The organism is Trichocoleus sp. FACHB-40 (assembly GCF_014695915.1).
In the GTDB taxonomy this organism is placed as follows: Bacteria; Cyanobacteriota; Cyanobacteriia; order Cyanobacteriales; family FACHB-T130; genus Funiculus; species Funiculus sociatus.
In genome coordinates, this window is record NZ_JACJPF010000107.1 from 42,983 (window position 1) to 64,899 (window position 21,917).

General features: G+C 45.7%; 21 protein-coding genes. 14 read left to right on the forward strand and 7 right to left on the reverse strand.

The features are described from left to right. Window positions 1-255: 255 nt before the first annotated feature. From H6F63_RS30705 to H6F63_RS25960, 3 genes are all read left to right on the forward strand, one after another. Window positions 256-1,182: an N-acetylmuramoyl-L-alanine amidase gene (locus H6F63_RS30705; RefSeq protein WP_190640184.1), complete on the forward strand. Its 927-nt coding sequence runs from the start codon at window positions 256-258 to the stop codon at window positions 1,180-1,182. 148 nt (window positions 1,183-1,330) lie between these two features. Beyond that, window positions 1,331-2,404: a peptidoglycan-binding protein gene (locus H6F63_RS25955; protein ID WP_190640185.1), complete on the forward strand. Its 1,074-nt coding sequence runs from the start codon at window positions 1,331-1,333 to the stop codon at window positions 2,402-2,404. Between the two features lie 191 nt (window positions 2,405-2,595). Beyond that, entirely contained in the window at window positions 2,596-3,039 is a 444-nt protein-coding gene (locus H6F63_RS25960) for a hypothetical protein (RefSeq protein ID WP_190640186.1), read from the forward strand. An 81-nt stretch (window positions 3,040-3,120) separates the two neighbouring features. Here H6F63_RS25960 and H6F63_RS25965 read toward each other — a convergent pair whose 3' ends face one another. After that, complete coding sequence (locus H6F63_RS25965; protein WP_190640187.1) at window positions 3,121-4,149, reverse strand: S-layer homology domain-containing protein; 1,029 nt, start codon at window positions 4,147-4,149, stop codon at window positions 3,121-3,123. Between the two features lie 87 nt (window positions 4,150-4,236). Next, on the reverse strand, window positions 4,237-4,836 hold the full coding sequence (locus H6F63_RS25970) for a thioredoxin family protein (protein WP_190640188.1): 600 nt from the start codon (window positions 4,834-4,836) through the stop codon (window positions 4,237-4,239). A 171-nt stretch (window positions 4,837-5,007) separates the two neighbouring features. Here H6F63_RS25970 and H6F63_RS25975 point away from each other — a divergent pair, with 171 nt between their 5' ends. After that, the gene (locus H6F63_RS25975) at window positions 5,008-5,412 is read left to right on the forward strand and encodes an NIL domain-containing protein (protein WP_190426728.1); all 405 of its coding nucleotides are present in this window, start codon (window positions 5,008-5,010) and stop codon (window positions 5,410-5,412) included. 40 nt (window positions 5,413-5,452) lie between these two features. Here H6F63_RS25975 and H6F63_RS25980 read toward each other — a convergent pair whose 3' ends face one another. Next, window positions 5,453-6,367: a branched-chain amino acid transaminase gene (locus tag H6F63_RS25980; RefSeq protein WP_190640189.1), complete on the reverse strand. Its 915-nt coding sequence runs from the start codon at window positions 6,365-6,367 to the stop codon at window positions 5,453-5,455. 146 nt (window positions 6,368-6,513) lie between these two features. Between H6F63_RS25980 and surE the strand changes: the two genes are divergently transcribed. The 4 genes from surE to H6F63_RS26000 are packed head-to-tail and all read left to right on the forward strand — an operon-like array spanning window position 6,514 to window position 8,612. After that, window positions 6,514-7,191 carry a 5'/3'-nucleotidase SurE gene (surE, locus tag H6F63_RS25985; protein ID WP_190426733.1) on the forward strand — a complete coding sequence of 226 codons (678 nt, stop codon included), beginning with the start codon at window positions 6,514-6,516 and terminating at the stop codon, window positions 7,189-7,191. 34 nt (window positions 7,192-7,225) lie between these two features. Beyond that, complete coding sequence (locus tag H6F63_RS25990; RefSeq protein ID WP_190436680.1) at window positions 7,226-7,411, forward strand: hypothetical protein; 186 nt, start codon at window positions 7,226-7,228, stop codon at window positions 7,409-7,411. Then, window positions 7,408-7,689 carry a hypothetical protein gene (locus H6F63_RS25995; protein ID WP_190640190.1) on the forward strand — a complete coding sequence of 94 codons (282 nt, stop codon included), beginning with the start codon at window positions 7,408-7,410 and terminating at the stop codon, window positions 7,687-7,689. Before H6F63_RS25990 ends, H6F63_RS25995 begins: the two co-directional genes overlap by 4 nt. After that, window positions 7,677-8,612, forward strand: a complete 936-nt coding sequence (locus H6F63_RS26000) for an NAD-dependent epimerase/dehydratase family protein (protein WP_190640191.1) — start codon at window positions 7,677-7,679, stop codon at window positions 8,610-8,612. Before H6F63_RS25995 ends, H6F63_RS26000 begins: the two co-directional genes overlap by 13 nt. 41 nt (window positions 8,613-8,653) lie before the next feature. On the opposite strand, the gene pgsA is transcribed toward H6F63_RS26000, so the two are convergent. Beyond that, the gene (gene pgsA / locus H6F63_RS26005) at window positions 8,654-9,175 is read right to left on the reverse strand and encodes a CDP-diacylglycerol--glycerol-3-phosphate 3-phosphatidyltransferase (protein WP_190640192.1); all 522 of its coding nucleotides are present in this window, start codon (window positions 9,173-9,175) and stop codon (window positions 8,654-8,656) included. Window positions 9,176-9,273: 98 nt separating this feature from the next. After that, the gene (locus H6F63_RS26010; protein WP_190640270.1) at window positions 9,274-9,924 is read right to left on the reverse strand and encodes a sugar transferase; all 651 of its coding nucleotides are present in this window, start codon (window positions 9,922-9,924) and stop codon (window positions 9,274-9,276) included. Between the two features lie 209 nt (window positions 9,925-10,133). Between H6F63_RS26010 and H6F63_RS26015 the strand changes: the two genes are divergently transcribed. Next, window positions 10,134-10,283 carry a hypothetical protein gene (locus tag H6F63_RS26015; RefSeq protein WP_190640193.1) on the forward strand — a complete coding sequence of 50 codons (150 nt, stop codon included), beginning with the start codon at window positions 10,134-10,136 and terminating at the stop codon, window positions 10,281-10,283. 95 nt (window positions 10,284-10,378) lie between these two features. Here H6F63_RS26015 and H6F63_RS26020 read toward each other — a convergent pair whose 3' ends face one another. Then, a complete protein-coding gene (locus H6F63_RS26020) occupies window positions 10,379-15,577 on the reverse strand; it encodes a hypothetical protein (protein WP_190640194.1) in 5,199 nt (1,732 codons plus the stop codon). Window positions 15,578-16,114: 537 nt separating this feature from the next. Between H6F63_RS26020 and H6F63_RS26025 the strand changes: the two genes are divergently transcribed. From H6F63_RS26025 to cobT, 3 genes are all read left to right on the forward strand, one after another. Beyond that, window positions 16,115-16,822, forward strand: coding sequence for a Crp/Fnr family transcriptional regulator (locus tag H6F63_RS26025; RefSeq protein ID WP_190436765.1), 708 nt, complete (start codon window positions 16,115-16,117; stop codon window positions 16,820-16,822). A gap of 191 nt (window positions 16,823-17,013) precedes the next feature. Beyond that, window positions 17,014-17,841 (forward strand): DUF2232 domain-containing protein, encoded by an 828-nt coding sequence (locus H6F63_RS26030; protein ID WP_199298287.1) that lies wholly within the window; start codon window positions 17,014-17,016, stop codon window positions 17,839-17,841. Window positions 17,842-17,844: 3 nt separating this feature from the next. After that, window positions 17,845-19,119: a nicotinate mononucleotide-dependent phosphoribosyltransferase CobT gene (gene cobT / locus H6F63_RS26035; RefSeq protein WP_242020128.1), complete on the forward strand. Its 1,275-nt coding sequence runs from the start codon at window positions 17,845-17,847 to the stop codon at window positions 19,117-19,119. Between the two features lie 56 nt (window positions 19,120-19,175). Here the strand turns inward: cobT and H6F63_RS26040 are convergent, their stop codons facing one another. Next, complete coding sequence (locus H6F63_RS26040; protein WP_190640195.1) at window positions 19,176-19,553, reverse strand: hypothetical protein; 378 nt, start codon at window positions 19,551-19,553, stop codon at window positions 19,176-19,178. A 481-nt stretch (window positions 19,554-20,034) separates the two neighbouring features. Here H6F63_RS26040 and H6F63_RS26045 point away from each other — a divergent pair, with 481 nt between their 5' ends. Both H6F63_RS26045 and H6F63_RS26050 read left to right on the forward strand, forming a co-directional pair. Then, window positions 20,035-20,673: a phycobiliprotein lyase gene (locus tag H6F63_RS26045; RefSeq protein WP_190640196.1), complete on the forward strand. Its 639-nt coding sequence runs from the start codon at window positions 20,035-20,037 to the stop codon at window positions 20,671-20,673. Between the two features lie 56 nt (window positions 20,674-20,729). Then, the gene (locus H6F63_RS26050) at window positions 20,730-21,893 is read left to right on the forward strand and encodes an extracellular solute-binding protein (RefSeq protein WP_199298288.1); all 1,164 of its coding nucleotides are present in this window, start codon (window positions 20,730-20,732) and stop codon (window positions 21,891-21,893) included. Window positions 21,894-21,917 lie beyond the last annotated feature (24 nt).

The following is a 21,917-nucleotide window of genomic DNA, read 5'->3' on the forward strand; positions in this document are numbered from 1 at the left end:
GATAAAGTCTGGAACTGAATCAATCTGATTTGTGCTTTCTTCCTGATGTGCCAGCAGCCGTTTCGTAGTAGCCGCTATTGCCTCTTGCCCTACTTATTTAAGACAAAATTAATATTATCTTGTAACAAAATATAACTGTTTAAGTGAAAATAATGGACAGAAAATAAGGTAAAGGTTTTACTATAAAAGTTGCCCTAAACTTTCGGAAACTTAGTTCAACAGAAAATTTGTCATCTCTCAAAGGAGCTAACTGCAATGGAATACGGAATTGATATCGGGCATAATTGTTCTCCCGACACGGGAGCCAGAGGAATTAGAGTTGAAGATGTGATGACAATGGAGGTGGGGACTAGAGTTATATCCAAGTTAAAATCTCAGGGGCATCAAGTTGTAGAATGCAAGCCTAAAAGTGCGAGTAGTGTAGGCAATTCCCTATTGCAAAGATGCAATATAGCCAACGCTAATAGAGTGAACCTATTTGTATCTATTCACTTTAATGCTTTTAACCGTGTAGCTAAGGGAACGGAAGTATTTGCAGCCAGCGATACAGGCCGAAAGATTGCCCAGCCCATACTAGACAATATAGTTAAATTGGGATATTTCAACAGAGGCGTTAAAGATGGTTCGCACTTGTATGTAATAAAAAATACAAATATGCCCGCCATTCTGGTTGAGTGTTGTTTCTGCGACAACCAAGAAGATATGAATCGGTACAATCCAGAAGCTTTGGCGAATGCTATTGTCACCGGATTAACTGGAAAATCTCCAACGCCTCCCGCTCCAAACCCAGCTAAAGATAACGAGATAATCAAACTACAGCAAACCTTAAATAGGTTAAAAATAACCGATAGCAGTGGCAAAAAGTTGGTAGAAGATGGAACAATAGACCATGAAACTAGAGCAGCTACCCAAAAGTTTCAGTCCATTGTAGACATCACTGAAAATGGAATTGCCGGCCCTACTACGTGGATTGCACTTAATCAGATTCTTGCCAAGCCAATACTAAGAGCAAATCATGCTGGCGGTACAGCTGTAAAATACCTGCAATACCGCATAGGTGCAGAAACAGATGGCGTTTTTGGTCCGGGTACAGAGGCAGCAGTTGAGAGATTTCAAAAACAAAATGGCTTAACTGCTGATGGCATTCTGGGGCCGCAAAGCTGGGTTAAATTAATAGGTTAAAGCGGCGTACAACTTTACTGGGGTAATACCTCCCTTCTTTCAAGGGGTAGCTTAGAAAAAAGCGACTAACGTTTTGCCCCGCCAACCGCCCATAAATTGGGAGTTAAGGTATTGCCCACCCTACTACTGTTCAACTCAGGTAAAATCTATGGCTTTCAATATCAGTGTTCTAAAATTGCCTACAATCAAAATTGGCTCTAATGGTTCAGCTGTTAGTGCTTGGCAGAGCTATTTGAAAGAAGCTGAATATCCGATTGGGACTGTTGATGGAGACTTTGGCAAAATAAGTGATACCGCTACCCGCAGCTATCAACAAAGAAATAATTTGCCCGTCACTGGAGTTGTAGATAATACAACTTATACCAAAGCTTTGAGCGACGGGTTTATTTATAAAGTTCCAAATCTTACGGCGGCATTGTTGTTAGCTTACCTGCGCTTTGGTGATCCAGAGGTAAAAGATTTACAAAAGTCTTTGAATACTATCTTGGTTCCAGATTTGGGAGTAGACGGAGACTTCGGTGCCAGAAGTACGCAGGGCTTAGCTCAAGCTTACCTACAAAGAGATGTGCGCTTGCGTAGCGAATTAGAGGAGCTGCTTTCTGCAACTACTAAGCAGAAACTGGGAGCAGACTTTACCGAAGCAATGGATATTCTCATCAACTATGCTAAAAGAATTAGATTTCGTTTGAGTGGACAACATTGGTATGACTTTTTTCCAACAAGCAAGTCTATTTCTGATTTAGCTTCTCCATTCCGCGAAAAGGTACTAGGATTTCAAAAAGCTTTAATCGACGCAGGCGCTCAAACAATTATCGCCGCCACTTATCGACCTCCACAACGAGCTTATTTGATGCACTATGCTGCTAGAATTTCACGAGGAAGTATTAAGGCAGAGGATGTGCCGCGCTTTCCGGGAGTTGACATTCAATGGGTACATTACACAAATGCGGTGTCGGTGAAAGCGGCAGAATTGATGGTAGATGCTTATGGGATTGGCGGTAATCCTGTTGCTCTCAAATCTCTTCATACTGAAAGGTTGGCGATTGATTGGAATATTACCTGGGATGGTATCCTAAAAATTAAAAGACGAGATGGAACCATCTTTAATATCAGCGCTCCTACTAACGGTGCCAGCAATACTATTTTGCACAATGTTGGTGCTTCTTATGGTGTGTATAAGCTATTGAACGATCCTCCACATTGGTCATATAACGGTCGCTAAAAAGGCTCTCATGCGCTCCCCCTAATCGTGTTACAAAAGGGGCAGGAAAAAGGCAAAAATTAAGAAGTTTTTGCCTTTTTACTTCTAGCGATCGCATTTACAAAAAATGTTTTATCTGCTGTTGGGGTTGGCTACAATTATTCTTAACGAAAAGCAAAGACGTAATATATCCCATCCTACGCTCTCGTGCCATGCAACCTCAAAGAATTAACCTTCGCTCAATCATCATCCGCAGTACAACGATAGCGCTGCTGGCGCTAGTGGCTGGGTGTGACTTACTGGAGCCACCCGTAGCATCACAAACTACGCCAAACCAACCCGCCGCGCCTCCCATTTCAGCAGAGGTGGGTTTAGCCAAACATCTCAAAAAAATTGGAGCGAAATTTTACGGTGCTTACTGGTGTCCTCACTGCACGGATCAAAAGCAAATGTTTGGTGAAGAAGCAGTGAAGCAAATAAACTATATTGAGTGCGATGCTGGCGGTAAAAATCCGCGCCCAGACCTCTGCAAAAAAGCTGAAATTGAAGGCTATCCCACCTGGGAAATTCAGGGAAAGCAATACACAGGTGTGCTGGCTTTGCAGAAACTTGCTGATATATCCGGGTATGAAGGCGATCGCAACTTCAAAAACTAAACCCTATAACTCCCAGCATTTTTCCTCGTTCCCAGTCTCAGGCTGGAAACGAGAAATGTTTCCTTTAACAATTAGCCATTATTATTTTGGCTGAACTTGAACTTGATACTGAGAAGGAATCTTTTCCACTCTTCCAGCTTGCGCTAAGGCTTGATAAATCGCAGCCGCAACCTCAGCTCTCGTAGCCGCCTGAGTTGGTTTTAGCAAGTTGGTTTTTGGGTAATTTACCACAAGACCGGATGCCGTAGCTGCTGCGACCCCTGGCTTGGCGTAATTAGGAATCTGCGGAGCATCTTGATAAGCCTGTAAAACTTGGGCAGGATTAGCCGGTGGTGCCAGCCCTAAGCCACTGGCAAGGGCAACGAAGACTTGCGCTTTGGGAATTTCTTGATTGGGGAGAAAGATATTATTTGGATACCCTTTTAAAAAACCCGTTGTAGCAGCTTGCTTAATCGCTGCGTTTGCCCACAATCCAGCTGGAACATCTTTAAAATTAGGTGCGTTTTGAGCTGATTGTTTGTTAAAAGCCTTCTGCAAAATTGCAGCAAATTCGGCTCTAGTTATCGGTCTATCCGGGCGAAAAGTGCGATCGGTAAAACCGGCGACGATGTTACGCTGAGCCATTGCCTGTATGTAAGGACGCGCCCAGTAATTAGCAGGAATATCGGTGAAGTTGAGCGCCCTCGCGGGGGGTGAAGCTGTGGGTGTTGGGGAGGGAGTCGCAGACACAGTTGAGGAAGGAGCTACGGCCACTGGGGCAGGAGCTACGACCACTGGGGCGGGAGCTAAGGGTATGGTTCTCGAAGCCGCTGTGGGGTCTACTGGTATCGGTACGACTGGGGTGAGGTTTCCCGAGGCTTCTGGCGTTGAGGGATCTATGGCTTGGGGAAGGGGCGACTCTTGTGGCAATACGGGCGGTAGTGGGGCTGCTGGCGTGGGACTCGCAGTGGCGTTAGGAATCGGCAAGCCTGTCAGATTCAACCCTTCATCTTTTCTACCTATCACCCAAAAGAAAATCGCGCCAATGGCGGCAAAGGCTACAACAATGCCTATCAACTCATCAAAGCCTAGTTGAGAGGATCTTGGATCGGGGGGCGGTGGATTCGTCATTTGCCATCCTTCATGCAGCAAATAGCTTATAACCCAAAGCGGTAAGCCTAGTCATCCTCCTAGAGTAAAATTAAACATTTTGCATTTTTAATTTTTGACTTGACTACCGTGGCTGCGAGGATCGTCAGGGGTGGCTTTTGCTGGGGTGACGGGCGCTTCAAAGGCAGATAGTTGCCCTGCTTGGGTATAAGGTAGGGGTAAGGCAGCAACTAAAGCTTCAATGTTTGCCTGCATAATGGGACGAGGCATTTCACCAAGGGTTTGAGCGATCGCTTCCCCATTTTTCCCAAAATACACGAAATGCGGAATGCCATCGACTCGGTAGCGCAGCATCTCTGGCAACCACTTGTTATTATCCACGTTCAGCATCACAAAGTTCACAGAGTCCGCGTACTCTTGTTTGAGTTCGCCCAAATCCTTTGCCATCGCCTGACAGCTAGTACACCAGTTGGCATAAAATTCCATTAGCGTCGGCTTACCATTACTCAAAGCCACTTCTAACGGTGCGGATGTTTGCGCCTGTGCGTCGAGGGAAACTGAACTTGTCTCGGTTCGCAGTCCGAAAAATAGGGCAACGGTGAGGATAATTGCTACCATTGCAATCAAGAAATTTCTGATGCGTTTCCCGCCGTCTGCTGGCGGCTGGGTTTGGGGAGTTACAGTTGTTTCAGGTGAATTCACAGGCATTGAAGATTTTGTTTACGATTTGTATATAAGCTTCCTTTAGTTTACTAAGGGGATTAGGAATTAGGGATTAGGGATTGGGGATTGGGGATTGGAAGGACTCTTACCCAGTCCAAGAGTCCCCAGTTTTTAATCCCTAGCCCCCAGTCCCCAGTCCCCAGCCCATCCCCTGCTGTGAAAAAACGAGTAACGCTGACTTTTCCGAAACGCGCAATACAAATGCCAGTGACTTATCGACTGGCTAAAGATTTTAATGTTGCGGCGAATATTATTCGCGCTCAGGTGGCACCGAATCAAATTGGTAAGCTGGTAGTGGAACTTTTGGGCGATATTGATGCGCTGGATGCGGCGATTGATTGGATGCGATCGCAAGATATCAGCGTTTCCTTTGCCAGTCGGGAGATTGTTATTGATGAAGATGTCTGCGTTGATTGCGGACTTTGTACTGGTGTTTGCCCTACGGAAGCCCTTACTTTAGATCCGCAGACATTCCGGCTAACGTTTATGCGATCGCGCTGCATTGTCTGCGAACAGTGTATTCCTACTTGTCCCGTTCAAGCAATTTCCACCAATCTTTAATATCGATTATTCACACCCTCCCCCATTTGAATACTTATGTTTATTCAAGGGGAATTGTGTATACCCATTCACGGTAATTATCGTCTCGATTTTCGGTAATTGCTGTCAGTTTCTCCCTAAGCTTTTCAGTTATGGGTCTAGTTGTTGATAACTCGTAGTTTTCAATTCTTTTTACTGGGGTTATCTTAGCAGCAGTCCCACTTAAAAACACTTCGTCAGCAATCAAAAGCTCAGATTTATCAACGGGCCTTTCTATAGTTTTAATTCCCATATCTTGAGCGATTGTAAGAATGCTCTCTCTAGTTATGCCTTCTAAAATATCTTGTTCAACTCCAGGGGTAATTAGTTGCCCATTTCTCACAATAAAAATATTCATCCCCGAAGCTTCACAGACTTTGCCTTGAGAATTCATTAAAATCCCTTCGTCAAAACCGGATTCTACAGCTTCAGTTTTGGCTAGAGAAGAAGTAATATAAGCTCCTGTAATTTTACCTTTCAGGGGAAAGCTGCGATCTTCTTGTCGATACCAAGAACTAATGCGACAGCTTACTCCTTCAGGAGACATATAATCTCCTAACTCTAATCCATAAACGAAAAACTGTTTTTCAATGTTATGAAGTCTGGGAGCAATACCTATATCTGAGGTGTAGATAAAAGGTCGAATATAAAAAGACTTACTTGGCTTATTAACTCGGACAAAATCGACTATAGTATTTTCGATTTTATCCGCTGGCAAATCGTAGCAAAGAAACTTAGCACTCTGACTCAATCTTTGACAATGACGGTCTAATCTAAACAGCAAAATTTGTTGATGGTTTTGGGGATCGGGGATGCCGCGCAATCCTCCAAAGGCTCCGGTTCCATAATGCAAAGCATGGGTAGCGATGGAAATATTTGCCTCAGCAAAAGGCACAAATTTGTTTTGGAAGTAAGCAAAGGGTAAAGAATTAAGCATACTAAAAGTATCTGGTGAGTGTTATCACTATAGAATAATCTTACAAAATTTAACTATAAATTACTTTGATAGCGCTTGAATTATTTTTATAGTTCTGATTTTAGTATGGCTTGGCAGAACACTACAACACTACTCTCCAAATATCTATGACGTTCATTATCACCAACGACGACGGAATAGACGCTCCTGGTATCCGAGCGCTGTACAAGGCGATGAATGGCAATGGCGTAATTGTTGCTCCCTGTGACCATCTATCGGGTTGCGGTCATCAGGTGACGACGACTAGAGCGATTCATCTCAAGCGACGCTCTAATGTTGAATATGCGATCGCAGGCACTCCCGCTGATTGCGTTCGCATTGCCTTGTCACATTTATGTCCAAATGTCAAATTCGTACTTTCAGGCATCAATGCTGGAGGCAACTTGGGAGTTGACTCTTACATCTCAGGCACCGTGGCAGCTGTGCGCGAAGCGGCGATGCACCGAGTTCCGGGAATTGCCGTTTCTCATTATCGCAAAGGGAAGCGGAATGTTGATTGGGATGTGGCGGCGCGTTGGACAGCTGGAGTTTTAGCAGACTTACTGACTCGTACCATTGAACCGGGAAGCTTTTGGAACGTCAATTTACCACATTTGGAACCAGGAGATCCCGATCCAGAAGTGGTATTTTGCGAACCCTGTAAGCGACCGTTGCCAGTAAATTACCGAATTGAAGGTGATGATTTTTACTATGTAGGAGAATATCAAAAACGCGATCGCACTCCCGGAAGTGATGTTGATGTTTGTTTTTCGGGCAAAATTGCTGTCACTCAACTCAGACTGTAAGATGAGTTTTGGCAAAAATTTAGAATAACAACTTGTGGAACCATCAGAATTACAGTATCTAATTCTTAACGCTCTGGACACCTTAGAACTACTTAGCAATGCGGTGTATGATGAAGAAACAGGAATTTGGGTAATTGAAACACCAAGCTCTGTATTACCTTATGCCCGACTCCTGCAAAATGGCGATATTGTTCCTATGAGATGGAGATCGGAACTATGAAAGAACTGACTGAAGTCCAGAAACAAGAGTCCGAAAGATTAAAAGAACTTTTTGCCCGATCTCGGCAACGCTATCTAGATGCTGGGGGAGATCCTCGAAAGCGTCCAATGGGCCGTAAAGGTGATGACTACTTAACAGATTCAGAGAGAAAAGAAATATTTGCGATTGCACGACGTGGCGTTCAAATCATTGGCGATGAAGTTCACTGCGAAGGACGTTCGTGGAAAATTTCAGACAAATTGGCAAAAAATGAGGATGGTGCAGAATGCGAATCTTAATGATGGGTGGAACCCGGTTTATTGGGGTTTATCTAACAAAAATGCTGGTGGAACAAGGGCATGAAGTCGTACTTTTTAATCGCGGCAACAAGCCTGCACCAGTTGAAGGTCTAAAACAAATTCATGGCGATCGCACTGATGCCTCGCAACTAAAAGAAAAATTATATTCAGAAAATTTTGACGCTATCTTTGATAACAACGGGCGGGAACTAAGCGACACCCAACCTTTAGCAGAAATATTTAAAGACCGGGTGCAGCATTTTGTCTACATGAGTTCTGCTGGTGTTTATCTGAAGTCAGACCAAATGCCTCATGTAGAAGGCGATGCTGTCGATCCAAAAAGTCGTCACAAGGGCAAGTTTGAAACAGAAGCTTACCTGATCCAACAGGGATTACCTGTTACATCTATTCGTCCTACATATATTTACGGGCCTCAGAACTATAACGATTTGGAAGCTTGGTTTTTCGATCGGATTGTGCGGAATCGCCCGATTCCAATTCCCGGAAATGGCTTGCATATCACCCAGTTTGGTCATGTGAAAGACTTAGCGGCGGCGATGGCAGCAGTTTTGGGGAAATCTCAGGCAGTCGGGCAGATTTATAATGTGTCAGGCGATCGCTATGTCACCTTTGATGGGTTAGCGCGTGCTTGTGCTATTGCTGCTGGGAAGTCAGACCAAGATTTGCAAATTGTCCATTACGACGCGAAAAAGTTTGATTTTGGGAAACGCAAGGCTTTTCCTATGAGAACTCAGCATTTCTTCGCTTCAGTTGATAAAGCCAAAACTGAACTAGGTTGGCATCCAGAATATGACTTAATTTCTGGGCTGAAAGACTCGTTCTTAAATGATTATCTCGCCTCTGGTCGCGACCAAACTGAGGTAGATTTCTCAGTTGATGATGAGATTTTAAAAGCAGCCTGATTTAATTCTCGTTCCTGGGCTGTGGCCTGGGAATGAGAACCCTACCCTATCGGTTGAGCGCTTTTTTGAGGTAATACATAAATTGCGCCAGAAATCAAGGTAAGGACAACAGAAACCCAGAAGGCAACCAAAGAGTAAATTTGCCATGAGTCAGGTAGGGGTGCGATGAGGAGTGCGATCGCGAGTATCTGACTGACTGTTTTCAGCTTCCCCCAAATATTGGCACCAGTGATGGTAGTTTGGTTAACGCGCCAACCTGCGATCGCTATCTCTCGTCCCAAAATCAAAAATACACCCCATGCTGGAACTTGATTTAACCCAATCAGCGCCAGTAAAGGAGCTAACACCAATAATTTATCAACTAAAGGGTCAAGAAACTTACCCAAATCTGTAATTTGATTTAGTTTACGAGCTAAGTAGCCATCCAGCCAATCTGTAGCCGCCGCAACCAGGAAAATTGCCAGACTGATCCAGCGAGTTTCAGTTGTTGGGTTTTGCAGGAAATAGAGCAGAAATGGTAGAGATAACAAACGAGATAAAGTGATCCAGTTAGGCAGATTCATCAATAGTTATGATTTATGAGGTAGCCATTAATTACTACCGTCATCATAAAACAAGAGACGCGATTTATCGCGTCTCTACAATTCATAACTAAAAAATTTTAGCAAGCGCCTTTCTTATCCAAAACTGCCATTACAGTCTTGAAAATTAGGCTGATGTCGTAGATAACCGACCACTTGCGTTGGTAGTCGATGTCCATACGAACGATTTCTTCAAAGTCTTCCACAGTAGAACGACCGTTAGCTTGCCATTCGCCAGTGATTCCCGGCTTAACATTCAACCGTTCCCAGTGATGACCGTCGTAGTTCTTAACTTCATTGACTGTGGGTGGACGGGTTCCCACCAGACTCATATCCCCCATCAGAACATTCCAAAACTGAGGAAATTCGTCTAAGCTAGTGCGGCGCATAAATCTTCCCACGCGGGTAATGCGAGGGTCATTTTCATTTTTAAAGATATGCCCTTTTGCCTGGTTCTTCACCAGATGCTGAAGCTTTTCTGCGCCAACAACCATAGAACGAAATTTCCAGATGCGGAATTGGCGACCGTGCAGACCGCAACGAATCTGGCTGTAAAATACTGGGCCGGGGTTATCGAGTTGCATAGCGATCGCTACTGGAATTGCGATCGCAGCCGTAATCCCTAAACCTACAATGCCTCCTAAAATATCAATTAGGCGCTTCGCTTTGCTAGTAACCGATGGATGATGTTCGGCTTGTTTTTCACAATCAACTAAGTAGAGTTCATCCATTTCTGGCGAAGCAACTTTTTTGGATTCCCGGAAGCGATAAGTAGTAATCACAGTTCTGTAGTTGGTTTCTATAATTTAGGCTTTCTATATGTCAATATAAGCAACACCCTTCCCACTTGGAATGTCCAAACCACTTATTTCACCGAATCTTTAAGGATATTCGGCTTTTATATATTTAGTGTTTACGCGGTTGACAAAACTGCATTGATATGATTTCAGGGTTGCAAGTAGAGATTGGGGATTGGGAATTGGGGATTGGGGATTGGGAATTGGGAATTGGGGATTGGGGATTGGGGATTGGGAATTGGGAATTGGAATTCGGTAAGAATCTTGCCCAGTCCCCAGTCCCCAGCCCCTAGTCCCCAGCCCCTAGTCCCCAGCCCCTAGTCCCCAGCCCCTAGTCCCCAGTCCCCAGCCCCTAGTCCCCAGCCCCTAGTCCCCAGTCCCCCAATCCCTAAATTATTGCCAGTTCTAACAAATTGACCGCTAGTGGGTCGTCCAGTTTTTGCTGAGTACCAGCCAGGACGCTACTTAAATAACGCCGCCAAGCCTCGCTTTGCTGTCCATTCATGCGATAAAGCTGCGTCGCCTCTTTCTCGAAAAGAGGTGCGGAAGCGATCGCCTGATAATCAGGATTTTGTGCCGAGGCGGGAGTTAGTAAACCCGAAGCGGTTTGTGACGGCACCAGACCAGCAGGCATCTGACCGTCCAAAAGTGCTATCACGCGAGAAAAGCAAACCCGTGTATTAATACCGCGATACTCTAGTATCTGCAAAATTTCCTCAACTGGAAGCGGTTGGGAGGGCAGTGCGCGTAAAAGTTCCAAAAGCAGAAAATAGTCGCTGTACTGCTGCGTTTGTTGTTCCAACAGTTGGGGATATAACGGTAAAGTAGCCAAACCGTAGGCAACCGGACTACAGCTTCGGGTTGCTTGTTCGCCTGACCAGACACGAAATGTCGTATCTGTGTCCCGAATCAAGATGGCTTTTGGTAATTTTTGACGCAGCCATTGGGCGATTTCACCGATGGCAGCAGTTCCGCCAGTACAGATGATTTGCTTAATCCCTGATTCGCGTATTCCTGTCTGAATTAGCAGGGAATTTAGCTTCTGATTGAGTTGTTCAATAAACGGTTTGAACACCCGGTTTTCTAGGGCTTGGCGCGTCACCACGCAGGAATGTTCGCCCAGTTCCAGGGTATAGCTATCTTGGTGTTGAAGAATCCGTTTTAGATAACTAGCGGCTTCTAGGAGTTTTTGTCCTAGAGGGGAACTTTGCAACAGCGATGATAAGCGATCGCGTGTCGCCAAATCCGGTTCACCCGCCTTAGGAAAGATGAGGGATGAAGAATGAAGAATAAATGAAGATTCTAATTTATCTTTTATTTTGCTGCCTTCATCCTGCAAAAGCAATTGACAGATAATGTCTTGGTCAATGGCATTACCCGCATAGGCAAAACTTTGGCAAGCAAAGTCGGAATGAGTTAAATCTTCCCGATTTTCCGGTAAATTTACCAAAGCGAGTTCTGTTGTGGTGGCACCAGCATTGATTGCTAAAGTGGGGCCTCGCCAGGGTACTTCTGGGAGTGTCGCACCTTCAATTCCTGCCAACACAGTAGCGATCGCATCCTCAAGAAAGAAAATTTGCTCTGGATGCCCCACCAGCTTCGCCTCCAGCAAGGCTTCCCGAATATTAAAGCGGTAGGTATCCCCCCACTGGGCAGGGCAACCCACAATCGCACCGCTTAAGCGGCTCATCGCTGCATTCAGCGTAGATGGCTTTAGACCAGCAGCACCTACTAAATATGAAGGAGCTTGTTCTGAGGAAGATAGAGGGCTTTCCTCGCCTTGTAGGGGTGTCAGAGTAGCTAATAAAGCTTTCAACGAGCGCCCAATCCAGCACAAAGAAATTGGCTGGTCAAGCGACCACTGCAACATTGGCTCCCAGTTTTTCCCGGAGACAGAATAGTAAGGAATGCCAACTTTCAAGTATGGCTTAAAGTTTTGGATGAATATCCCTTCTTTACTATTGGCAACCGATGTTGGAGCAACAGCGATCGCTGCTACTGATGATCCCGGAATATTCCCCTCTGGCCCTATGTAGGTTACAGATGGTAAACGAAAGCTGGTTTCGTTTGACTCTGGCTGTTGGGATTTCATCCAATAGATAGGATATCTTTCGCCAGTGGAGCAATTTAACAAAACTGCGGAAACACCAGTTGTCCCAAAGTCAATTCCTAAATACCAGGTATAGTTGCTGACATCTTCCGAGGCGGCTTTTTTTAAAGGATGAAGGATTAAGGATGAAGGACTTTTAAGATCAAATCCGGTTAATTGTCCATCATTAAAACCCTTTACCCCGAACCCCTCTGCGTCTGTCCCCACTGGAGGCGGAGGCACACTATCTGGCAAAGTGAGGTTCTTCAGAAATGCTGGTTCAGCAAGCGGTGATATCAAAGGAACCGGGTTGAAGGACGAAGGATGAATAAAGTTTTCGGTAAAAATCTGAGATTCAAATATCGCTTCCACCGAAAAATCTGTTTCATCCTCCCTGCTTACGGCTTCCTCATTCGGAGTCACTATTTGTTTTTTTTTTTCCGAATCTGACGATGGGGGTATATCTAGATTCAAATCGTCGGACGTTAGAGTTGCCTCATTATCAAAAGCTTCGTTAAAGGCTTCGTCAAAGGATTCTTCTTGGGATGCGATCGCATCCTCTGGTGCGATCAGTTCCTCCAAGCGTAACAATTCCAACTCCCAATCCATATCATCTGATTGTGTTGTTTCTCCCCCATCGCTTTCTGGCGTTTCTTCCCAATCCCAGGAGGCTAAGTATTCATCATCAGAATCAGAAGGAATGGCGTTTTCTGTTTCCACCCGACTTAATTCTTCTAAAGATAATTCCACCGCTTCATCCCACCCATTGAATGTTTGCTGGCTGGAATTTGATTCAGGTGTTTCTGACAACTCCCAAGAAGCTAAGTATTCATCATCAGAAGCGATCGCGTTTTCTGTTTCCACCCGACTCAATTCTTTTAAAGATAATTCCACCGCTTCATCCCACTCATCGAATGTTTGCTGGCTGGAATTTGATTCCGGTGTTTCTGACAACTCCCAAGCAGCGATCGCATTTTCTGGTACTGCTGTCTGTTCTTCCTCCGCTGTTAATTCCTTAGCTGGAGGAAGCAGACCAATCACCGTGTCTGGAGGTGGATAGAGCGGTTCCCAGGTGTATAATGACGCATCCCATTCAGACACAGATGGTTCTGTTTTCTCCGGCTGTTTAGGGGAATCTTCTTGGTGTAACGCTTCACTTTGAGACTGCGCCTGCTCATTTGGCACACCAGCAGACACATTCTCTGGAAAACTATCCAAGTTTAGATCGTCCCAATCCTCCATCAACACTTCATCCAGTGCTGTGTCTGCCACAGTTTCTTCAAATAAGTGAATTTCTTGATTTTCACTCCTGTGGATTTCGTCTAGTGCCAGTTCCTCTTGAGTAAAAGGCTGCTGCGCCATCAATTCCCCGGTTAACTCGGTTCCAAAAATCTCCTCTTGTTTAAGGAAATCGCTATCAGGTGCCTCTAATCTATACAGATTTTCACCTATCTGCTGAGCTGTCTCCAGAATTTCTGTTTGTTGCTCTCGGCGGCTAGTAGGTGTCTCGAAGCTAAAAAGGTCTTCACTCAGCAGTTGCAAAGTCTCTTGATCCAGCCAAAATTCTTCTGCTTGGCTACCAGAAGCATCTACTGCCAGCAGATCCTCGTCTGGCGAAGCTGGAATATAGGTATCTTCTGGTGGAGACAGGCTAGGTGTCTCTGTTTCTATTGCTTGCTGAGGTATGGTTGGCTCTATTTTCTGAATTTGAGTTATTTCTTGAACGGTAGTTTCTATAGCAGAACTCAGGGATTCATCTGTCAGCGCCTCCGGAAATAAATCAGCTAGCGACGAGATGACCAGATCCCCTGGTTCAACATCGCTATTGGCGGCTAAATTTGTTTCGGCGGCAAAGATTTCTTCACCCAAACGGCTAGCAATTTTGGAGGGTTGCTCTTGCTCATCTGCCGCGATGGGTGCGATCGCTTCTGTGTCTATCTGAAAAACGGTTGCTTCCCAATCTTCCGGAAACAAAGCATTTTCCCAAGGTCTTGTCTGTGGCTGTACAAATGTCGGCTCATCCGACGAATCTATCAGTCCGGCAAACAAAGCATCCTCTAAAGACTGTGTTGTAGGTTCTGTAATAGATTCGGGGGATTTTTCTGTTGCTCCTAGTCTCCCCCTCTCTCCTTCTTCCTGAGCCGTATGTTGTGACTTTTCCACCCCAGTCTCACTCAGCGGTTCCGCACCAAACAAACTATTAAAAAAAACGTCTAGTTCGTCTTCCCGTGTTTCAGGAGGCACGGGAATTACAGCATTCAGCTGTAGGAGGGTTGTCATATCATCGTCATCCAGACTATCCAGATTTAGAGCGGATATATCCATCTCCATCAGTCCTTCATCACTGTCGGCTGCTGCGGATGGCGATCGCTCCTGTCCCTGTACAACCCATGTGCTAATAGTCGGATTCCCCTCCGGACTTGGCTCCTCTACCAGTTCCACCGATCTAGCTGGCAGTTCAATACCTGGATACGGTAATTGTGTGGGAGGGTTGTCAGCATTAGGCGAGAAGCTTCTGTAATTTTGTGAAGGCGAGAACGGAGCAATATTTGCCTCTCTCCAAGGTGCCTGGGTTGCAGATTGCCTGGGTTCCAGGTTGCCTGGGTTTTGCGGCCTTGTAGTCGCGTCTGGGGGTGACTGCAATTCAGAAATCCGCCTAGAGGAGGATTGCATTATGGTAGAGGCTTCTTGCTGTAACTGCTCACTCAGCTGATTTACCAACTCGGTAAACCTGACCTCACTCTGCTGCCCCAAATTGTGAATCTTCTCCAGTCCTTGGAACAAAGACTCTTGATAGCTGTGAATATTGCGCTGTAGCGTCTCGAAGACGGAACAAATAGTAGAATCCAGCGTTATCAACAGTTGATCGGATCGCGCCTGTAGCATTTGCAGTTGTTCCAGGCGCTCACGAGGGTGTAGCGGTGCTGGATTGTTTATCTGGCTGCGGTCGTAGGCTGGGCCAGAGGCGGATGGTGGCGTTTGTTGGGATGTATACGCCAAATTCATAAATTGGGCTTCTAGATTCGTCAGGCTTTGAGCCATCTGTTGCGTCAGGGTTTCCTGCAAGCGACCAGAAAGCGCCTGCAAAAATTCGGAAATCATTTGCTGCTGGGATGCCTGTTGCTGGGTAAGAGTTCGATAGTGCAGCCGGGAACTCTCCATCTGCCGAATTTCTGAAATTAGCGACTCCCGTTGTTGGCGCAGCCGCTCCATTTCCGCCTGTAAAGGCCCAATTAAGCCGGAGCGCAACGAGTGCATCTCTTTCTCAACCGCTTGCACAATTTGTCGCCCCGTTTCCTGCGATCGCTGGAGGTGCTGCTCTTCAACTACAGCATTGGATTGCTGTTGTGCGGCTAAATAATTACGAACTTGCTCCAAAAGCCGCCGCTGCTCTTGGACATCGACCGATCTGAGCCAAGGACGACGGGAGCTGGCCTTTTGGAGGATGCTGTCAATGTCAGCGATGATTGTTGAAATTGAATCTGTTTCGTGAGTCACAAGGGAACCCCCGCCTAGAACGATTGCCCAGTTATCAAAAGCTACTATACTGCTACTGGCTATAATGTTAGACTGCGTGAGCGACAACAACTAAATTTCACAGGGTTCTACATCTACCGGGTGAAGTATTTCAAAACGGGTAATTATAAATGTAGATATATTCAGGAGCGATCGCCCTCAAGTGCCGCCAACCGCGTAACAAGTACGCGATCGCCATAAAATAAAGCGTTTGGAGTAGAATGTGAGTTTTGCTTTTGAACGATCGGCAACTGGTAGTGAGTTTACCGTAGAGAGGATAATAACGGTAGAGTCATTTCTAAATAGGTGCCTCTTGCCTGGGAATGGATTGGCACCTTCGTGCCTCTTGTCCAGCAAAATTGTCTTCGAGTGGGGCAACGCCACCTGCTGTACTATTCTGGCAGTATTGCTGAAAAGTCCAGCTCTTATTATTGCTCTGCGTTAAAACGCTACCAGCTAGCCCCGATGAAGTGGGCCACTAATTATCCGTTTAAAAGCGTTTACTTTTGCGATGGCCCGATGGAAGACAGATACAACTCCCGCGAATCAAATTCTAATCTCAATTCGTTGATTGTCTCCGCTCCTTTGTTTACTGGCTTACCAGACATTGTTGTGCAGAAGGCAACGTCTCATGTCGTTACTCGTACTCATCCAGCAAATCAGGTGATTTTGCTGGAAAACGACTGGGGCGGCTCAGTATATTTTATTTTGGAGGGTTGGGCGAAAATTCGTACCTACAACCTCGATGGCAAAGAAGTTACTCTCAACATTCTTGGGAAAGGAGAACTCTTTGGCGAAATGGCAGCACTCGATGAGGTGCCTCGTTCTACGGATGTGATCACATTAACTCCCACAACGATTGGCAGTATGCCCGCTGCTGATTTCGTTCAGTTAATTAATAATGAACCCCTAGCAGGCGTGCGGTTGGCTCAGCTGATGGCAAAACGTCTGCGTCAAGTTAACCGTCGTCTCCGGTTGCGAGAATCGGACAGTATGTCGCGTGTAGCCGATACGTTGTTATTTCTCGCGGAAGGGCAGGGAAAAACTGCACAAAAAGGAATTAATATCCCGAACTTGCCTCATCGCGAATTAAGTAGTCTCAGCGGACTGGCGCGGGAAACAGTGACGCGGGTACTGACAAAGTTGGAGAAAAAAGGGCTGATTATGCGCGATCACGATATTCTCTGTATTCCCGATATGGGAGCCTTGGAACGACTAATCGTCTAAGGGAAACTTAGGCGTGGGGAGTGAGGCGAAAAGTTGGAAATAAATAACTTACAACTCATAACTTTGTTCCCAATCCCCTATTTATCAATAAAAAATCTGGCTTTTCGGCAAAATCATCAATGGTGCCAGGGAACGATCCGCCTCAAAGTTAGATAAAGGTTAAATTAAAATCTGCCTGTTTTAAAATTTGCATGAGCGATCCTTTTAAAGACGGTGAAGGCGATCGCCCCAGCGATCTGGAAACGGAAAATCAGCCGACCGGACTGGCGAACGCAGCAAGAAAAAGTACCACTGGCCCTGAAAGCTTTAATCCACAATTGTCTGGAGACACGGATAGAAGCGACACAACAGGGACAACCAGCGCCCCACCAGACAATTTTTCTGAAGTTAAGGTGAGTGCGAAGTCTCCCCTGATATTGGTGGAAACTGCCTTTTTAGCTAGTACCTCTAGCTTGATTTGGCTGATTAATTATTACTTTCCCCTGGGGCCGCTGTTGCGAATGTTTTTCCCGGTGCCAATTGCTTTGGCATACTTGCGCTGGGGATACCGCGCTGCTTGGATGGCGGCGTTGGTTACTGGGTTGCTGTTGTCGGTGCTGATGGGGCCTACCCGCAGTATTCTCTTTGTTATCCCCTATGCTTTGATGGGTGTCCAGCTGGGGGCTATGTGGAGGCGCGGGAGTAACTGGCTGTTCTCGATTGGTATAGGTGGGATTATTGGCACGTTTGGATTCTTTTTTCGGTTTTGGCTGCTGTCAATTTTACTAGGCGAAGACCTCTGGGTTTACACGACAAGCCAGGTGACGGAATTGGCAGAGTGGATATTTGTCAAGCTAGGGTTGCTCGCCCAACCGAGTCTTTATGTGGTTCAAGCGATCGCATTCGGCATGGTCATCCTGAGCAATATCATTTATCTATTCGTGGTGCATCTGGTGGCTTTGGTGCTACTGGATCGCTTAGGCAACCCAATCCCCCGTCCGCCAAACTGGGTACAAGTTTTATTAGATTATGAGGAATAAAGGATGATGGGAGAAGAAAGACAAGGGACTGGGGACTGGGGACAAGGTACTGGGGAAGAGATACAAGGGAGATTTCCCAATCCCCAATCCCCAATCCCCAATCCCCAATCCTCAATCCCCAATCCCCAATCTCCAATCCCCATTAACGTCTACACTCAACACGAACAGGGACACCGCTGGCTCCAGCGATATCGAGGACAGCCAGCGGTGTTTGCTTGTATTTTAGGATTTACTGACACCGCCTTGATCCCCGGCATTTCTGCGGCTGGTGCAACGCCAGAAGATCGGCGATACACTGCGATCGCAGATGCTGAATTTTTGTATAACGGCCCTCGCCAACAGCCTCAATACCCTCTACCTCCCCTGCAAGCGGGAGCTTCACCAGTGCTAATCTCTCGCGCTGCAATCGAGGGTCTGAATATTCCAGTTTATTTATTTAATGCAGGTTTGCCCCAGCCGCCGAGTGTCCCAACAATTGATTTAGGGGGCTTTCCCGCCCGGTGTCTCAGTCAAGGAAATGCCCTGGAACTAACAACGGTCAAACATCTGCTCCAGCAGGGGCTTAGGTGGGGAGAAAAGCTGGCGGCAAATATTCCCAATGGGTATTTAATTCTGGGCGAGTGCGTGGTGGGGGGAACCACAACGGCTTTGGCTGTTTTAACTGGCTTGGGTTTCCCGGCTGTTGGTAAAGTCAACAGCAGCCACCCCAGTTGCAATCATTCTCAAAAGTGGGCTGTGGTGCAAGCTGGGCTACAAGCGGCGAGGATTGGGGAATGGGAAGACAAAAAAGTTGCTGCCTTCTCTTCCCCACTCCCCAGTCCCGGCGAAGCAATTGACCCTTTGCAGCTGGTGGCGGCAATTGGAGATCCGATGCAAGTTGTGGCGGCGGGGATGGCGATCGCTGCTAGTCGTAGCTGCGGTGTTTTGCTTGCTGGTGGGACGCAAATGCTGGCTGTATATGCCTTGATGCAGGCAATATCACGTCAATGTAACCTGTCCTGGCAACCAGAACAAGTAGTGGTAGGAACAACCCGCTGGGTGGCAGAAGACTCTACGGGCGACACTATTGGATTAGCAAAAACTATCAACCCAGTTTCCCTAATGGCTACTGGGCTAAGTTTTGCGGCTTCTCGTTACCCTCAACTGAGGGCTTATGAGCAAGGATATGTCAAAGAAGGTATGGGTGCAGGGGGATGCGCGATCGCAGCTACACTAACCCAAGGCTGGCACCAAAAGCAATTACTCTATGCTATTGAAACGTTAATAGAACGTTGTTGAGGTATTGAGTATTCAGTATGAAGTATAAATTTAACCTTTATCCTTCTGACTGTTGCTTAAGAGTGGATTCTTTTAGAAAGTAACTGTTCTTCCAAGGCGGCGATGCGATTATAAGCGGCTGTAAGTTGTGCGGTTAGGCGTTGGATTTGAATTTCCGGCGACAATTCCTTTTCACTACTCTTGAAGTTGCCGTCTAAACCGTTGGTATCAACCAATACATCCTTATGCTCCATCACTGAAGTCATACTGCTGTAGCTTTGATACGAGTAGCGGCTATTATTGGCTCCTATCGGCGGGGGTGTACCAACTTGGACAGGCGCTTGCTTGCTTTGCGACAGAGAGTCAGAGACTTTCTGATTCAGCTGTTCGAGCATTTCGTACACGACATCAACTTTATGACTTAAAACGACAATTTGCTTTTGAAGTGAATCCATGCAATTTCCTGGTGTGTAACTTCTCCGATCTTCATGTTATGAAACAACAGTTCAAATAGCGTTTTACTTATCAATTATTTAACTATTGGGTAAGATAAATTTTTTCACCAGGAGTTAAGCGTCTGTAAGACGCTGTATCCAGCATATAGATAGACATGACTGAGCGATTTCTTGGTTGCCCGATTAATAAACTATGACTGGAAAACTTGCGATTTGGAAGCTTTATGGTAAATTTCGCTCTTTTACGGCTATCTTGGTTGATTTTTATCTTCAACATTAAAAAATTTATTAGTTAAAAGCATGGTAAAAAAATATACTCAGTAAATACGAAAATGCAGGCTATGTATGATGTTCCGGCGGGGGCAAAAAAATATTGAATGTTATAAATATTGTCTGTACACAAGAACACAAAGTTATGTTAATTTAATCAAATAAGCAAAATCCTTTTTATTGACGTAAATTTAGCCATTTAGAAGAAAAAATGCTCAGCATAAGAGAGTTTTTTACCGCTTGCACAGGAGTATGGACAACCGAAAGAACGTATCATTCTGTCTTAAGCGGTCAGGTGGAACGCTCTTATACAGAATTTCGGGTAGAACCCCTGACGCTGGAACAAAAGCAGCCAACTTTCGAGTTTTACTCGTTAAATGGAATTAAGGTAGACACTGATCAGGTGAAGGAAGATGATCATGTCTGTCCGGGGTTTGCGATCGCGTTTGATACCATCTCGGAAAAGGGCGAACAAGTAGCGATGAGTTTGAAGGCGCTATTTGTGCCAGATGCTTACGTGGTGTCAGAAGAATCGCCAGCCAAAAAGCCTTCTCTACCCATCGCCGCTGATGTTCCCGTCGGGGAAGAAGTCATTGAGGGTTTTTATCTGCGGGATGAGGGATACTCAGAACCAGGAGCGATTGTGGGGCGCTTTACTTATCAGCCTACTCGCCAAATCCTGGAAATGATAACTTACTATCGCCGTTCCGTAGCAGTGGATCAAATGCGGATTGTAGAGGATGATATCCGCTTACGCACGATTATTACCTACGAACGCCCTCAAAACGGCGAACCACCAACGGTTATTGAATTGGTAGGCTTTGGGGTAGAGCGGCGACAAAAAAATTAAAAAGAAAAAATTAAAAAGGCATTTTGCCTTTCTAGCCCCTGTTTTCACGACAGTTTATGATAAATCGACGGTCTTTTCTGCTGGGTGCTGGAACCCTGGCAATGAGTCAGCTGCTTGCAAGTTGTGGGAGTTCCCAAAACCCAGCTTTAAGAGTCAAACTGCTGAAAAATTCCATTCCCGCTCAGCTATTAAATGAATTTCGCCAGAGCCTAAAGCAATCAGCTACTCTGGATTTTACGCCAGAAACACAATTAAAAGAGTTATTTACCCGTCTGGAAACTTGGCACAAACCAGGGGAGACGGGAAAGGGTTGGATGCGGATACCCTTTATTACAAAGACACCAGTGATTGCTGACTTAGTGACGTTAGGAGATTACTGGTTAGCACAAGCAATAGAACAAAAGCTAATTCAACCAATTGAGCCAACCCAGACAGCAGGATGGAAGCAGTTACCGCGTCCTTGGCAAGAATTAGTAAGACGCAATGCACAAGGACAGTTGGACGCTTCGGGAAAGATTTGGGGCGCTCCTTACCGCTGGGGAAGCACTGTTATTGTGTATCGCCGCGATAAATTCAAGGCGTTGGGATGGGAGCCTAGAGATTGGCAGGATTTGTGGCGAGAAGAACTGCGCGATCGCATTTCTGTTTTGGATCAGGCACGAGAAGTTATTGGTCTAACTTTAAAACGGCTAGGTCATTCTTATAATACGGAAAACCTGGATAAAGTTTCCGACTTAAAAGACGCTCTTGCTAAGTTAAAAGGGCAGATTAAGCTTTACAGTTCCGATACCTATCTGGAACCCCTACTTATAGGAGACACTTGGCTAGCGGTGGGTTGGTCAACTGATGTGCTGCCAGTTCTAAAAAGCGATCGCAACCTCGCCGCCGTAGTTCCTCAGTCAGGAACCGCTCTCTGGGCAGATGTGTGGGTGCGACCTGCTGCTGCTTCTAAGTCTGAAGATACGGCAAATATCGCCTCTCTCCAAAACCAATGGATTGATTTTTGTTGGCAGCAAAAACAAGCCTTGGAAATTTCTTTATTCACTCGCGCCGCCTCACCAATTATCACAGGCATGAATCGATCTGAGTTACCAAAATCTTTACAGACAAATTCAGTGTTACTGCCAGATACTCAGGTTCTAGAGAAAAGCGAATTTCTCTATCCCCTCTCTCAATCTACGGCCCTTAAGTACCTTTCTCTGTGGCAAGAAATCCGCTAAATGAAAAATTCTCGTTCCCAGCCA

Bases quoted from the DNA above. Each gene is read 5' to 3' on its own strand.
- H6F63_RS25965 (WP_190640187.1), bottom strand. From the start codon at position 4,149: ATGACGAATCCACCGCCCCCCGATCCAAGATCCTCTCAACTAGGCTTT.
- pgsA (WP_190640192.1), bottom strand. From the start codon at position 9,175: ATGAATCTGCCTAACTGGATCACTTTATCTCGTTTGTTATCTCTACCA.
- H6F63_RS25995 (WP_190640190.1), top strand. From the start codon at position 7,408: ATGAAAGAACTGACTGAAGTCCAGAAACAAGAGTCCGAAAGATTAAAA.
- H6F63_RS26030 (WP_199298287.1), top strand. From the start codon at position 17,014: ATGAGCGATCCTTTTAAAGACGGTGAAGGCGATCGCCCCAGCGATCTG.
- H6F63_RS26010 (WP_190640270.1), bottom strand. From the start codon at position 9,924: ATGGATGAACTCTACTTAGTTGATTGTGAAAAACAAGCCGAACATCAT.
- H6F63_RS25980 (WP_190640189.1), bottom strand. From the start codon at position 6,367: ATGCTTAATTCTTTACCCTTTGCTTACTTCCAAAACAAATTTGTGCCT.
- H6F63_RS26050 (WP_199298288.1), top strand. From the start codon at position 20,730: ATGATAAATCGACGGTCTTTTCTGCTGGGTGCTGGAACCCTGGCAATG.
- H6F63_RS30705 (WP_190640184.1), top strand. From the start codon at position 256: ATGGAATACGGAATTGATATCGGGCATAATTGTTCTCCCGACACGGGA.
- H6F63_RS25970 (WP_190640188.1), bottom strand. From the start codon at position 4,836: ATGCCTGTGAATTCACCTGAAACAACTGTAACTCCCCAAACCCAGCCG.
- H6F63_RS26045 (WP_190640196.1), top strand. From the start codon at position 20,035: ATGCTCAGCATAAGAGAGTTTTTTACCGCTTGCACAGGAGTATGGACA.
- H6F63_RS25955 (WP_190640185.1), top strand. From the start codon at position 1,331: ATGGCTTTCAATATCAGTGTTCTAAAATTGCCTACAATCAAAATTGGC.
- H6F63_RS26015 (WP_190640193.1), top strand. From the start codon at position 10,134: ATGATTTCAGGGTTGCAAGTAGAGATTGGGGATTGGGAATTGGGGATT.
- H6F63_RS25960 (WP_190640186.1), top strand. From the start codon at position 2,596: ATGCAACCTCAAAGAATTAACCTTCGCTCAATCATCATCCGCAGTACA.
- cobT (WP_242020128.1), top strand. From the start codon at position 17,845: ATGATGGGAGAAGAAAGACAAGGGACTGGGGACTGGGGACAAGGTACT.
- H6F63_RS26025 (WP_190436765.1), top strand. From the start codon at position 16,115: ATGGAAGACAGATACAACTCCCGCGAATCAAATTCTAATCTCAATTCG.
- H6F63_RS26040 (WP_190640195.1), bottom strand. From the start codon at position 19,553: ATGGATTCACTTCAAAAGCAAATTGTCGTTTTAAGTCATAAAGTTGAT.
- H6F63_RS26000 (WP_190640191.1), top strand. From the start codon at position 7,677: ATGCGAATCTTAATGATGGGTGGAACCCGGTTTATTGGGGTTTATCTA.
- surE (WP_190426733.1), top strand. From the start codon at position 6,514: ATGACGTTCATTATCACCAACGACGACGGAATAGACGCTCCTGGTATC.